This window comes from Nevskia sp. (assembly GCF_023266035.1).
GTDB lineage: Bacteria > Pseudomonadota > Gammaproteobacteria > Nevskiales > Nevskiaceae > Nevskia.
Genome location: NZ_JAHFRY010000129.1, coordinates 1 through 13,754 on the forward strand (window position 1 = coordinate 1; position 13,754 = coordinate 13,754).

Annotated in this window: 11 protein-coding genes; all 11 read right to left on the reverse strand. The window is 65.6% G+C overall.

The features are described 5' to 3' along the window. The coding region (locus tag Q0D45_RS17395) for a PepSY domain-containing protein (protein WP_293395699.1) at window positions 1–1,056 on the reverse strand (1,056 nt) is incomplete at its 3' end. Further along, on the reverse strand, window positions 1,053–1,442 hold the full coding sequence (locus Q0D45_RS17400; RefSeq protein ID WP_293395702.1) for a hypothetical protein: 390 nt from the start codon (window positions 1,440–1,442) through the stop codon (window positions 1,053–1,055). The genes Q0D45_RS17400 and Q0D45_RS17395, both read right to left, overlap by 4 nt. 48 nt (window positions 1,443–1,490) lie before the next feature. Then, window positions 1,491–3,794, reverse strand: a complete 2,304-nt coding sequence (locus Q0D45_RS17405) for a TonB-dependent receptor (protein WP_293395705.1) — start codon at window positions 3,792–3,794, stop codon at window positions 1,491–1,493. Window positions 3,795–3,852: 58 nt separating this feature from the next. Beyond that, window positions 3,853–5,982, reverse strand: coding sequence for a TonB-dependent siderophore receptor (locus Q0D45_RS17410; protein ID WP_293395708.1), 2,130 nt, complete (start codon window positions 5,980–5,982; stop codon window positions 3,853–3,855). 92 nt (window positions 5,983–6,074) lie between these two features. Next, the gene (locus Q0D45_RS17415) at window positions 6,075–6,431 is read right to left on the reverse strand and encodes a DUF3325 domain-containing protein (protein ID WP_293395710.1); all 357 of its coding nucleotides are present in this window, start codon (window positions 6,429–6,431) and stop codon (window positions 6,075–6,077) included. A 4-nt stretch (window positions 6,432–6,435) separates the two neighbouring features. Continuing rightward, window positions 6,436–8,004, reverse strand: coding sequence for a PepSY domain-containing protein (locus Q0D45_RS17420; RefSeq protein ID WP_293395713.1), 1,569 nt, complete (start codon window positions 8,002–8,004; stop codon window positions 6,436–6,438). Window positions 8,005–8,025: 21 nt separating this feature from the next. Next, window positions 8,026–8,355, reverse strand: coding sequence for a hypothetical protein (locus tag Q0D45_RS17425; RefSeq protein WP_293395716.1), 330 nt, complete (start codon window positions 8,353–8,355; stop codon window positions 8,026–8,028). A gap of 11 nt (window positions 8,356–8,366) precedes the next feature. After that, on the reverse strand, window positions 8,367–10,613 hold the full coding sequence (locus tag Q0D45_RS17430) for a TonB-dependent receptor (protein WP_293395719.1): 2,247 nt from the start codon (window positions 10,611–10,613) through the stop codon (window positions 8,367–8,369). Between the two features lie 41 nt (window positions 10,614–10,654). Then, complete coding sequence (locus Q0D45_RS17435) at window positions 10,655–11,386, reverse strand: hypothetical protein (protein ID WP_293395722.1); 732 nt, start codon at window positions 11,384–11,386, stop codon at window positions 10,655–10,657. 151 nt (window positions 11,387–11,537) lie between these two features. Beyond that, entirely contained in the window at window positions 11,538–12,530 is a 993-nt protein-coding gene (locus Q0D45_RS17440; RefSeq protein ID WP_293395725.1) for a DUF6607 family protein, read from the reverse strand. Between the two features lie 35 nt (window positions 12,531–12,565). After that, window positions 12,566–13,754 (reverse strand): TonB-dependent receptor (locus Q0D45_RS17445; RefSeq protein ID WP_293395728.1); only part of this gene is annotated, 1,189 nt, incomplete at its 5' end.

Below are 13,754 nucleotides of genomic sequence, written 5' to 3' on the forward strand. Positions count from 1 at the left end.
CGCCACCAGATCGTTGCCGACGGATGGCACCAGGCCCAGCGTCGGCTTCTGCTGGATGAACGCGGCGGCGCCGGGATCCTTGCCGGCGCCGGCATAGGTGTAGGTCGCGCCACCGAGCTTGCCGTCCGGCGCCAGCGTGCTGACGATGACGTGGGCATCGGCACGGCCGTAATGATTGATGACCACCGAGCCCACCTCGCTGGCCGAGCGCTGGCGCGCATCGGCGAGCATGGCGTCGAGATCGCCGAACGCGGCTGGCGTCCTGTCCTCGGCGGCAGGTGTGCCGACCACCGTCTCGATCAGTTTTTCCTGATCGCCACCGAAGGCCACCATCGCCATCGCCGGGATGCCGAACGAACCGGCGAAGCTGAAAAAGCTGCCAGTGAACGCCAGCACGAACGCGAACGGCAGGTTCCAGGTGCCGGCGATCACATGCGCATCGCGCCGAACCAGCAGCGGGTCCTTGTTCCTGCGCAAGGTGAACAGTTCGCGGATCAGGTGGCGGTGAACCAGAAAGCCGGTGACCGCCGCCAGCAGCATCGCCAGACCGAGCACGCCGGTCAGCAGCTGGCCCCAGGGCGCCGGCAGATGCAGGCTGACGTGCAGTTCGACGAAGAAGTCCGCCAGCGCCTTCGGCACGTTGCGGTCGCGGATGTCGTCGGCCCAGCCTTCGCGGCGATCGAGCACGGCCAGAGTCCGCGGATCGAAATCGAACTCCACGCCCTTCTCCTCCGGGACCTTGCTGCCGTCCTTCTTTTCGTGGGTGTGGAAGAAGCTGCGGATGCGGCCGGCGGTATCGGAGAAGAAAAAGACTTCGTCGTGGAAGACCGGGTCGATGTCATTCGCCGCCTTGCGGATCGCCGCGTCCAATCCCTGCGCCGGCAATGCCCGGGGCCGCGCTTGCTGCAGCGGTGCCGACCAGTCGCCGATCTCGCGTGCGAACACCGACACCACGCCGGTCAGGATCACCGCGTACAGCAGCAGGCCTAGGAATACGGCGCTCCAGCCGTGGATGGCGAGCAATTCCTTGGTGCGGCCTTGCGACAGCGAGATCATCGTTCAGCTCCTTCAGTGGCCGGCGCGGGTGATGTCTCGCCGGCCGTTTCCTTCGCGACATGACTGGCCGGTTGAATAGCGGCCTGGCTGGCCAGCACATGGCGCGCGATCAGCGCGGCATGCCCGGCGCACAGCAGCGCCGCCACCAGCCAGGCGCGGCCCAGCTTCCGGTCCAGCATCAGGTAGAAGAACAGCGCCGCCCAGATCGCCGGGAACAGCAGGATCGGCAGGGCGATGTTGTCGATGCTGGCCGGGCCTTTCGGAACCCACAGCGCGCCGCCGGCCATCACCAGCGCCGCCGTGATGAAGCAGACCGGCCCGGCCAGCACGCCGCGCGACCAGGCGCGGCCTCGCGAAGATCCGGATGCTGCTGTCGATGAGTTCATGCGGAATAAGTAATCGTTGGACACTGGTTGGGCGTTTCAATAACCAATTCAGAAGCGTGCTTCCAGCTGCACCCCGAGGCGCCGCAGGGTGCCGTAGCTGACGAACCGCCCTTCTTCGGTGAGGCCCAGGCCGGTGGTGGTGCGGACGCTGCTCTTGACGGTGTCGTCATCGAGCAGGTTGCGGCCGTAGAGATAGGCCGCCAGCCGTTGGCCCTGATAGCCCAACCGCGCATCGAGCAGCCTGCGGATGTCGCCACGCTCGTCGGCAGCGTTGGCGGGGCTGCTGTAGTAGGCGGCCGTGCTGCTGTAGCTCAGCGACAGGAAGGTACCGGTACGGTGCCGGTAACTGCCGCCGACACTGCCACTGAAGCGCGGCGCGTCGACGAACTGGTTGCCGGAGAAATCCTGGCCGTTGTCGACGAAATCCTTGAACCGGGTGCGCGCATAGCCGCTGCTCAGGTACAGGTCGAACCCCTTCAACGGCCGCCAGCGGGTTTCCAGTTCCGCGCCATCGAGCACCGAATTGGCAGCGTTGTTGGTGCTGTAGTCGAAGCCATCATCGCTGTCGATGGTCGCCACCTGCTGGTCGCGCCAGTCGACGTGATAGACGTTCAGATTGATGCCGACCTTCTGCCAAGGCATGGCGCGGAAGCCGAGCTCGTAGTTGCGGGTGTACTCGGGCTTGAACGCGTTGATGGTGCCCTGGCCGCGCAGCACTTCCGCGCCGCCGGCGCGGTAGGCCTCGCTGTAGGTCGCGAACAAGGTCCACTCCGGCGTCAGCCGGTAGCGCAGGCCGAGCTTCGGCAGCAGCGCGCTGTACTTGCCGGTGGCGCGCTGCTTGCCGTCGGTGGTCGGCAGCAGATCGGCTGCGATCAGCACCGGCAGCACGTTGATGCCGGGCACGGTCTCGTTGCCGAACAGATAGGCATCGGCTCGATCGATGCTGTACAGCACGCTGGTCTCGCGCTGTTCGCGGTCGTAGCGCAGGCCCAGGGTCAGGGTCAGCGGCTCGCTCAGCTGGATGTCGACTTCGCCGAACAGCGCCAGGTTGTCGCCCTTGTTGGCGGCCAGGCTGGTGGTATCGATGCGGGCCACCACCTGGCCAGCGCCAGGAACCGGCAGCACAGCGGTCAGCGGCACCTGCACGTCACGCGCCACGTAGTCGCGCCGGTCCTCGAAGCTCGTCGCGTACACGCCCACGGAACCGGTGACGCGGCCCCAGGCCTTCGCGTTCAGGCGCAGCTCCTGGGACAGATTCCGGCCTTTCACATCGAGGGTCGCGCTGCCGCCATCGCGGGCAGTCTGATCGAAGTCCTGCGCCAGATCGCCGGTGGTGTCGATGAAACCGGTGGTGCCGCTCAGGGAGAACACCGGCGTCAGCGCGTACTCGTTGCGCCACGACAGCAGCGTCGATTCATTGAGGTAGCGATAGGGCTCGTTGTCGGTCGCCTTGCGGCGCGTGCTGTCGCCGGCGCTGTCGGCGATGAAGATGGTTTCCGGCGCGGCATCGGTGCGCGTACGGCTGATCGCCACCACGCTCTTGAGGCTGGCGATCGAAGCCGGGGTAAGGGCCAGCTTCAGGCGCGCCAGCTCGTTGACGCTGCGATCCCAATGGCCGTCATTGCGGGTGATGTTGACGACGTCGCCATCGTCCTCCACCCGGTTGGCCGCCAGCCGGAAACCGAAGGCCTCCGACAACGGCCCGCCGCCTGCCAGCGCGTACTGGCGCGAGCCCTCGGTGGCAACGCGCACTCGGCCGAGGAAATCCCAGTACGGTGTCGGATCGCGCGTGCTGCTGACCACCGCACCGGCGAGCGCATTGCGACCCTGACTGGTCGACTGCGGCCCGCGCAGGATTTCCACCTGTTCGACATCGAAGACATCGACGGCATTGCCACCGACGGCGGTCGGATCGAGCGCGATGCCATCGACATAGAGGCTGATCACCGGCGCGCTGCTCGGCGAGCCGAAGCCCTGCGCGCCCAGGCTGTTGACGCCGCGCAGGCTGATGCTGCCATCGTCATCGGCAAGCACATTGGCAACCCGGCGCGCGAGGTCGTAGAGGTTCTGGTCGCCGTAGTTCTCGATCTGCTTGCCGGTGGTGACGTTGACCGAACTCGCGGTATCGCTCAGCGCGCGGTCGAGCTTCTCGCCGCGCACCACCACCGAATCGAGCCGTACCGGCTCTGGCTTGCGCACCGGCAGCATGATCGGCTTGTCGGGGAGCCGGATGATGGCCAGCGTTGCACCGTCGTCGGGCGCTTCGCTAGCGGCAGCGTCGCCAGCCGACGACTCCTCGGCCAGCACGGCAAAGCCTGTCAATGCGACGACAACGGCGAAACACGAGATCACCGCTTCTCGACGGCGCAACCTCGGTTTCATGATTCTGGAAGGCCTATTGCACGCACGCTCAGAACTTCGCCCGCAGCGCCAGGGTGAAGCTGCGCGGCTCGCCGTAGAAGTTCTGCCGGCCCGCCGCGCTGACCTTCTCGTAGTACTTCTCGTCGAGCAGGTTGTTGACGGTGAGATTGGCGCTCCAGTGCGCGTTCAGCTCGTAGCCAAGCTGTGTCGACAGCAAGGTGTAGGCATCGGCGACGAAACGCACCGCGCCGGCCTGGCTGTAGAACGAACTGACTGCGCGCAGGCCGCCGCCCATGCTCAGGCCCTGCAGCGCGCCGCTGGCGATCTGATAACGCGTCCACAGGTTCGCCGAGTGACGCGGCGTGAACGGTGCGAACGCCTGCCCTTCCTGCGCCGCCGTGCTGACGCGATATTGGGTATCGACATTGGTGTAGCCAGCGCTGAGGTTCCAGCCCGGCAGCAGCATGCCGGTGACTTCGGTTTCGAAGCCCTGGCTGCGCACCTTGCCGGACGGCACCGAGAACAGCTGATCGTTCGGATCGGCGATCGCACGGTTCTGATCCTGAAGCCGGAACAGCGCGAACTGGGCGATCACCCGCTGGTTCAGGAATTCGGCCTTGACACCGGTTTCATACTGGCTGCCGGTGCGTGGCTTGATCAGCGTGCGGTCGGCCCGAATGGCGTTCTGCGGCTGGAAGATGTCGGCGTAGCTGGCGTACAGCGACACCTGCTCGAGCACGTCGTAGATCACCGCGAAGAATGGCGTCAGCTGGCCATCGACGGCGTACTCCGAACTCGTGTTCCGGGTGAAATTGCGGCTACGCGATTCCCACCAGCTGATGCGGCCACCGGCGACCAGAGTCAGCGGATCGAGCACCCGCAGTCGCACCTGGCTGTAGCCTCCGAACTGCGTGGTCTTGACGTCGTCCTGGCTGTTGTACGGAAGCGGCGGCTCGGCGAGTGCGTGATCGGGCTCGAACACGTTCTGCGTATAGCTGTTCGCGAACGTCGAGCTGTCGTTGGTCTGATCCTGATCGCGCCAGTTGGCGCCGACGATCAGGTTGTGGGTGTGGCCGGCGAAATCGAATGGCAGATTGGCGTACAGATCGGTACTGAGGTTTTCGCGATCGGTGGTGTAGATGCCAGTCTGGATATCGGTGTTGCCGTCAGCGTTCACCGCGCTGTTGGCGCGCGCCACCTTGTAGAGCACCCGGCGATCGAGACGACGCACGGCGAACTTGATCTCGCCGCCACCGGCCAGACGGCGTTCCAGCTCGGCGAAGACATCGGTGGTTTTCGGGGCAAGTTCGTTCCAGTCGGCGCCGATGAAGGTCGAGCGCGGCACATCGAGCAGGCGGCCATCGGCGTACGCCGGCAAGCCCTGGTTGATCACTGAATCGACACGCTGGATGACGCCGCCTACCGACAGGGTGGTGGCCTTGTCGAAGTCGTATTCCACGGTGCCGTAGCCGAGCTTCTTCTGGGAATTGACCACGTCCTGATACGAGTCGCGCGTCTCGTAGACAGCGACACCGCGAGCGCGCAGCGAACCGTCCTCGGTCAGCGGCGCACCACCATCAAGCTCGGCGCGATACAGATTCCAGGAACCGAAGGTGGCCGCGCCACCGAGCAAGGCCTTGCTCGGTGCGCGCTTGCGCACCAGATTCAGCGAAGCACCCGGCTCGCCGGCACCCTGGAACAGGCCGCCAGGGCCGCGCAGGATTTCGATGCGTTCGTAGATCGCCGGGTCGTTGTCGACGATGTTGCCGGCGCTGCCGAACGGCAGGCCATCGAGCTGGATCGAGTCGACCTGATAACCGCGCACGTAATAGTTGTTGAACAGCCCGGCACCATCGAAGCGCTGCACGGTGACGCCAGTGGTGAACTTCAGAGCATCGGCAATATTGACGACGTTCTGGTCATCGAGCCGTTCGCGGGTGATGACGCTGGCCGACTGCGGCGTTTCGCGAATGGTCAGCGAGCCCTTGCCGATGCTCAGGTCGCCGACATAGGCATCGGCCGGTTTTTCAGCGGTGACCTGCACCGGGGCCAGGGTTACGGGCGCATTGGCTACACGGGTTTCTACAGCAGGCTCGGCAGCAGTTTCGGTGGCAGCAATCGGCGTCGCATCCTCGGCGATCGCCGGGCTGCCACTCATCGCGACCAGCGTTGCCAGCATCAGTTTTCTTTTCACAATCGTCAGCGTCCTTCAGGAGGAATGGATAGCTGGCGAAGGGCTGGCTGATAGGTGGATGAAACAGATTTCGGGCACTAGCCCCGCTGCATCGGGCCTCGTTTGATTGACTCGGAATGCCTTGGGTCCGATGTCGCCAAGCGCTGCGCCAACCGCCGCAGCCAATGCGGACGCCAGCTCAAGGTGAACACCAGGAGCGGCGCGGCAACGCTCAACAGCAGCAGCCACAGCACCGGGCCGAAGGCCGGACCATCGCGCAGGCAGGCACAGCTCAGCGACAGAGCAAGCGCCAGAGAGCCAAGCAATCGCAGGGCTTTCTTCTGCGGCGGCTGCGCGACATGGCTGGGCGCCACCTGTTGCCAGTGCCGTGATTGCGACAGGGCGAACAGCGCGAAACCGAGATAGGCCGCGCCCGCGGCAACGATCAGCAACAAGGGGTCAGCCATGTTCCAGCTCGGGGTTGCGCGATGGCGATCGGACCGCACGCAGCACCGGCTTGCGCTGCGCCATGTGCCGGCCAGCAAACGCGGCGATGACGGCCGCAAGCAGCAGCACGCCATCCATGCCGACGGCGGCCCACTGCCCCCGCATCACGGTGCTCAGATGATCGTGAGTGGTCAGCGCGTCGAGCAGCACCGCCAGCACCGCCAGTACGGCGATGGCAGCAGTCTGTTCGCGCCAGGCTCGCCGCGGCCGCAGCGCCGCGTGCGCGAAACTGGCCAGCCAGAGCAGATAGAACGCCCCAGTCTCCAGCTGCGGACGCTCGTAGCCCAGCCATTGCGCATCGAGCGGCAGCAGACGGTTGGCAACGAAGAACATGGCCGTCGACGCGATGATGCCGGTGACGCTGCCGACGGTCAGCGCTTCGACGATCCGCACGCCCTTCAAGCCTTTCTTCGCGTGGCTGGCGCGCCGCGCTTCAAGCCAGAAGATGAAGCCGGTGGCGATCATCACGCAGCCGCTCAGGCCGAGCACGAAATAGATCCAGCGCAGGGCCCAGTGCTTGAACTGCACCAGATGCAGGCCGCTGATGAAGCGCTGTACGGTCATCACCGGTGCCGCTTCGAAGCGGCTCAGCACGGCACCGGTGGTGCCGTCGAAATAGATCTGGTCGAGATTCACCATGATGTCACTGGCCGAACTGCGGCGCACTTCCACCACCGAGTTGGCATCGGCCGGATTGATCACCCGCACGAAGAACGGCCGACCGCCCTGCCACTGCTGCTCGGCACTGGCGACCATCCCGTCGAGCGACGCCAGGCTGCCAGGCTGATTGGCCTTGTCGCGGTTGTAGCGGCCGTAGGCATCGCCCGAGAACGCCTTCTTCGCATCCGGCGTATCGGCGTAGGTAGCCAGCGGCGCGGTCGGGAAATAGATACCCATGAAGATGATCAGGCCCGACAGCACCATGACGAAATGGAACGGCAGGCCGAGCACGCCCGTGAGGTTGTGCAGATCGAGACTGGCGCGCTGCAACTGCTTCTTCGGCCGGAACAGGAAGAAGTCGGTGAAGATCTTCTTGTGGATGATCACGCCGCTGACCAGCAGCACCAGCATCGCCATCGCGGCCACGCCGACGATCCAGTAACCCAGCTGCCGCCACTTGATGTGCAGCATGTAGTGGAACGGATAGATGAAGCCGGTGCCGCCGAGCGTGCCCTGATCGGCAATCAGCGCGCCGGTGGTCGGATCGAAATCACGGCGCGCGCGCTGCTTGTCGGCGCCGACGTAGTTGAGCCGCAGCACCGGTGTGCGCTCGGTGGGCAGGCTGATGCCCCACTGCGGCGAAGCGGCGGCCAGTTCCTGGGCGATCGGCAACACGCTTCGGTCCAGCGAGAAATCCGCTGGCGCAGCGGCGAGCCGGGTGGCCGGCATCATCCAGCGGTCGATCTCGCGATCGAACACGCTCAAGGATCCCATCCAGAACATCGCGAACATCACGCTGCCCAGCACCACGCCGGCCCAGGTGTGCAGCCAGCCCATCGATTTGCGGAATGTGTCGTCCATAAGGGGTTTCTGGTTGAAGACTCAGGCCGGCGCTTGCAGCAACGTGGCGGCACCGTGCAGCAGCAAGCTGCCGCCACCGAGCACGATCGCCACGCGCCCCAGCCGCCGCTCGGCGAACGCCCACAGCAGCAGGCCCAGATAGAGCAGGAAGCCGAGCATCGCGGCGAGCACCACTGCATCGCTGCGGCTCATCAAGCCGAGGTCGGCGATGCCACGCGCCGCGAGCATCACGCTCGCGGTGGTGAAGAAGTAAGCCCCGACCACCGCCAGCAGCACGCGGCTGACGGTGCCGAGCACCGGCGCCAATGAAGCGGATGCCCGCGATAGATATTGGGTCTGGATCGCGGGCATGACGACAGGCTTCAGAGATCGACGGCGATGCTGAACACGAAGCTGCGCGGCGCGCCGACGACGAGGTAGCCCAGCCCGGTGAAACCACCAGCCGAGGCGTAGTAGTCCTTGTCGGTGAGGTTGTCGATGCGCGCACGCAGGGTCAGCTCATGGCCACTGACGTCGATGCGATAACGCGCGCCGAGATCGATCCGCGCCCAGCCCGGCACCCGCAGCGCATTGGCCGAGTCGTAGTAGCTGGCACCGGTCTGCACGAAGCGGGTATCGAGCGCCATGTCGGGCAGCACCGGCAGCGTCCACTCCAGGCCGATGTTGCTCTGGATGCGCGGCACGCCGATCACGCGCTGACCATCGGTCGCGCCGCCACTCGTCGTCTGCTGCTCGGCGTCGAGCCAGGTCACGCCGCCAAGCACTTTCAGGCCGGGGGCAGCGATGCCATAGACGTTCAACTCGGCACCCTGATGACGATCCTGGCCGCCGGCCTGGAACTCGTTCTGGGCGTTGACCAAGCCGCTTGGCCGCTTGGTGGTGAACAGCGCCAGGCCGCCGCCGAGCTTGCCGGCATCGAACTTCATGCCCACTTCCTTCTGCCGCGACACATACGGCGCCAGCACCTTGCCAGGCGTCGCCGTGGCTTGGCTCGGCGCGGTGTCGCCCTGAGTCAGGCCTTCGATGTAGTTCGCGTACAGCGAAATCTGCTTGCTCGCGCGCACCACCAGACCCACCGACGGACTGAGCCGCGAGTCGTCGTAAACCGGAGCAGGCTCGCCGGTGGTGTAGGCGTAGTTCTCCACCTTCAGCGTCTGATGGCGAAGGCCGAGCGTCAACAGCACGCGCTTGTCGAGGAAGTCCAGCGTGTCGCCGACCGCATAGCTGGTCAGCGTCGTGCGATTGGTCAGTTCCGGGTTGTCGAGTTGGTTGCCGACGAAGGCGTTGGCGCTGAAGTCCGGACGCGGCGACGCGGTCGGCGTGTACAGATTGGTCGCCAGGGTGTTGAAGAAATCGAAGGCATAGGCGTTGTCCTTCTCGGCCTCGAAGTAGGACGCGGCGAACACCAGTTCGTGATTGACCGGGCCGGTCGCCAGTTTGCCGCGCAGGCCGACTTCGCCGGTATCGACGCGGTCCTTGCGGGTGTTGTCGAAGCGCGAAGTATTGGCCGCACCGGTGTCGGCATCGGTGACCGTGATGTTGGCCAGCGAGTTCGCTTCCTTGCTGCGGCGCAAGCCATAGGCAGCGTAGGCGGTCAGGTTCTTGACGAGGTCGTACTCGCCGCGCAGCGTGCCGAACAGATCGCGCTCGTTCGAGTACGACCAAGGCTGCGCGTAGTTCTTGCTGGCGTCCGGCGCATCCGGCACGCGGGTCACATCCCGGCCAAGCTGGATGTTGGTGCGGGTCTGGTCGAGCTGGTTGTTCTGGTAGCCGATGTCACCGGACAAGCGCGCCGAATCGCCGCGCCAGTCGAGCCCGATCGAGACCAGGCCGAGCTTCGCCTGTTCGTCATCGACCGCGGTGTCGCCATCGCGATAGGCCGCGTTGATGCGCACGCCGAAGGCATTGTCGGTACCGAAGCGGCGTGCCACGTCGAGCGCGCCGCTGCCGTAGGGGCCGTTGCCGGTGCCGGCGGTGAAGCGGGTCAGCGGATCGTTCGGCGCGCGCTTCGGCAGCAGGTTGATCGCACCGCCGATGCCGCCACCGCCGGGATTGGCGCCGGTCAGGAACGCCGAGGCGCCACGCAGCACTTCCACGCGCTCGAACAGTTCGGTGGCGATGTACTGACGCGGCAGCAGGCTATATAAACCGTTATAGGCAACATCGTCCGAGCCGAGGACGAAGCCGCGGATGATGTACGCCTCCTGGAAGTTGCCGAAGCCGCGCGCCACGCGCACGCCGGAATCGGACTGCAGCACGTCACCGACGCTCTTCGCCTGGCGATCCTGGATCAGCGCGTTGGTGTAGCTGGTGATCGAGAACGGCGTTTCGAGGTTGTCCCGCGTGCCGAGGATGCCGGCCCTTCCGCCACGTGCCACCTGCCCGCCCGCGTAAGCCCGCGACAGACCTTGCGCCGAAGCATCGGCACTGGCGCTGACCACCACCGGCGCAAGCTGCACGGCGTCGTCGGAGCTCGCGGCGGCCGTTGTTTCCGCGGCTGGCTGATCGGGCGGCGCGATCTGCAGCACGGTCCGGGCGGATACGGGGGTGGCTGCCAGCAAGCCAGTCGCAGTCAGCGCGGCGACGGTGATTCGGGCTATCGGTTGCATGTGTGGAGGGTGTGGTGGTTGAAGAGTTGCCGTGATTGGCTCTACAGACTCGGTGCAGCCAGCGCCGGCACCGGTGGTGACTGGTCGCCCTTGGCCAGTTCGAAGGACAGGGTCGAGGTGTGAGTGATGAAGTCGTAGGGCTTGCCGCCGGCTTCGCCCGGGGTCTTTTCGGTGTGATGGCTCAGCAGCAGATAGCGACCGCGCCAGGGCAGCAGCGCGTGGATGGTGCCGGTCTCATCGGCCGCCACTTCGCGGGACCAGCCGGACATCGCCACCACTTCGACTTTCGCGCCCGGCACCGCTTCGCCATTCCAGAAAACCCGGAACGCACCGGCCTCGCCGGTCGGCACGATGTCCAGCGCCAGCTTCGGCTTGCGCGCGACCAGATCCGACACGTAACGGGCATGCGGCACCCAGAGCATCTTGCCGGTCAGGCCCAGTTCGCCACGCGCCTCGCGCACCGGATACGCCAGGTCTTCCACCAGCAGCGATTGCCCGGCAGCCGCGCGGCTGGCCAGCACGTACTCGGTGGTCTTCTTCTCCAGCACCACGCCCTGCTCGGCTCCATCGGCCGCGATCAGCAGCCCGACCGGCTTGGCCAGCTTGTCGAGAATGCCCGGCGAGTCCTCGTGCAGGTTCAGGCGGAATTCGCCGAAATACAGCGCGGCGCCCTTGGCGTCCTGCTCGATCCAGATCTGATGGGCGTGGGCATTGCCCGCCGCGACCAGCAGGCCGACAACAGCGAGGTGACGAAAGCGGACTGGCAGGGGCATGGCGTGAACTCCGGCAACGGTCGGGACAGGCATTGGCGAGGGAACAGGAAAGACGCAGTCAGTCGCCGGTGACTGTGCTGCTGGCCGTCATCGTTGGCGGCGGCAACATCGACGCTGCGCGCGCCGGTTGAACTGAAGTACGCGTTCGCGCTCATTGCACCTTGGCCGCGAGCTGCGAAGGTTCGACGAAGCGATCGAGCACGCGGTCGATCCAGCTGCGCATTTCGGTGGCGGCCATCTTCTGAGTGCTCAGCGCCTCGGCCTGCTCGAACATCGATTGATACAGCCGCTCCTCGCCCTGAGCGGCGCGGATCACCAACCGGTCGTGCCTGGCGAAACGGTCATCCCAGGCCTGGCGGACCACGGCCCAGTAGTCGCGGGTTTCCTGCCAGTACCGGCGGCCCTTGCTGAAGTCGTAATCGCTGACCCGGGTGTAGGTGTTCAGGCCGCGTTCGTGAGTCAGCACCTGCTCGCCGCCAACGGCCTTGCGATCGATCTTCAGGTTGTCCTGCTCGTGGACCCAGCCGGTCGGCGTGATGGTCTGACGATTGCTGCCGATCAGCTTGTCGTAGTCGTTGCGGGTGGTCAGCTCGCGGCGCGGCAAGGGCCGCCATTCGACTTCCGAGGTCCACGACGACACGCCGCCCTCATGCGTCCAGCGGCCGATGCCGGCATAACGCGGGCTGTCGTCGACCTGCCAGACCGCCTGCGTCCAGGTGCCGGCGGCATCGCGCTCGCTCAGCTCGCGACGCACCCAGGTGTCATCACCGGTGTAGGCCCAGAGCCGCGCGCGCTGGTACTGCCAGTCCTGCCGCCAGTGCTTGATGACGTCATCGCCGATCACCAGCACATGCTGAAGGACGATCCGCGTGCCGCTGTCTTCGAGCACTTCGACGAACTCGAAGGCACCGCTGCGATGCTGCTCGTGCGGCTTGTAGCCGGCTTTCAGCGGCACGTCCTCATCGAACTGGAAAGCCACCTTGAACTCGCCGGCCATCGCCAGGATCGCCTTGCGATCGGCATCGAAGCGGGCCTTGTCGGCAACGGGCGGCGTGCTCGGCGACAGATTGATCGGCGCCTGCGGCGTGGCGCTGCAAGCGCCAATCAGCAGCGCCAGCGGCGCCAGTAGTGCGGGCAGTCTCATCGGTACGATTCCCTTGAGCATGTGGACGAGAGCATTCAGAAACGCAGGCGAACGTTGGCGCCGACGTTGAAGCCGGTCTGGCTGAAACGGTCGATCGCCGGATCGTTGGCAAGCCGGCCTTGGACGCTGGCGGCCGGCACGATGCGGCGGTCGCCGAGGTTGAACAGGCCGAGATTGAAATCGGCCTTCGGCGTGACCTGCCATTCGCCGAGCAGATCGACGCGGACCGTGCCCGGCGCCTGATAGCCCTGGCCGTTGCTGTTGTCGGTGCGGCTGTCTTCGATGGTCATCGTCGATACCAGCTCGGCGGACACCGGCAGCGCTGCCGGACGCCAGGCGAGGCCGACGACGCCGGTGAGCGGGTCGATCGAATTCAGCGGCACATGGGCCGACAGGTCATCGCCTTTCGCCCAGGCCAGTGCGCCACGCAGGCGGAAGTCTTTCAGCGAAGCATCGAGCAGCGCACCACCGAGTTCGCCCTTCGCTTCGGCGCCGAAGATGCGCACCTTGGTCAGGTTCTGCGACTGGAACACCAGCAGGCCATCGGCATTGACGCCCTGCGAGACGAAGCTCTGGATGAAGTTGCGATAGCGGTTGTAGAACGCCGCGACCGAGGCCGTGGCGTCTTCCACACCACCACGCAGGCCGACTTCGAAACTGTTGCTGGTTTCCGGCTTGAGATCCGGATTCGGGACCGCCGTATAGCCGAACTGGAAGTTGGTGAAGCCGACGTTGACGTCCGAATACGGCGGCGCCCGGAAGCCGCGCGCGTAATTGCCGTAGGCACTCAGGCGCTCGTTGAAGCGCCAGACCAGGCCGAGCTTCGGCGACAGATTGAGCTTGTTCAGGCCGCTGGGTTCAACGCCCGGATTGTCTTCGATGAAGATGCTGTCCGGCCGCGGATCGAGATCGTAGTAGTCGACTCGCAGACCCGGAATCACGGTCAGCGCGCCGTAGCGGATGTCGTCCTGCGCGTAGAAGCCGGCTTCGATGGTGTGGGTGATCGGGAAATCGCGCACCGGAAAGGCATCCGGGCCGATCGTCGAGGTTTCGGTGCCAGCGGTGAGATTGCGTTCCGTACCGTTGCGCGACTGCATCGTGCGGATTCGTTCCAGCTCGAAGCCGGCGACCCAGCGATGCGCGAGCGGGCCGGTCTCGAATGCGCCGGTAGCCGTGGTTTCGCCGCCGATCACCTGCTGCTTGAACAGCGCGCGGCGCTCGCGT

What these genes read in the sequence shown, in the direction of transcription:
- Q0D45_RS17430 (WP_293395719.1), bottom strand. Translation starts at nt 10,613, where the DNA reads ATGCAACCGATAGCCCGAATCACCGTCGCCGCGCTGACTGCGACTGGC.
- Q0D45_RS17435 (WP_293395722.1), bottom strand. Translation starts at nt 11,386, where the DNA reads ATGCCCCTGCCAGTCCGCTTTCGTCACCTCGCTGTTGTCGGCCTGCTG.
- Q0D45_RS17400 (WP_293395702.1), bottom strand. Translation starts at nt 1,442, where the DNA reads ATGAACTCATCGACAGCAGCATCCGGATCTTCGCGAGGCCGCGCCTGG.
- Q0D45_RS17420 (WP_293395713.1), bottom strand. Translation starts at nt 8,004, where the DNA reads ATGGACGACACATTCCGCAAATCGATGGGCTGGCTGCACACCTGGGCC.
- Q0D45_RS17410 (WP_293395708.1), bottom strand. Translation starts at nt 5,982, where the DNA reads ATGCTGGCAACGCTGGTCGCGATGAGTGGCAGCCCGGCGATCGCCGAG.
- Q0D45_RS17440 (WP_293395725.1), bottom strand. Translation starts at nt 12,530, where the DNA reads ATGAGACTGCCCGCACTACTGGCGCCGCTGGCGCTGCTGATTGGCGCT.
- Q0D45_RS17425 (WP_293395716.1), bottom strand. Translation starts at nt 8,355, where the DNA reads ATGCCCGCGATCCAGACCCAATATCTATCGCGGGCATCCGCTTCATTG.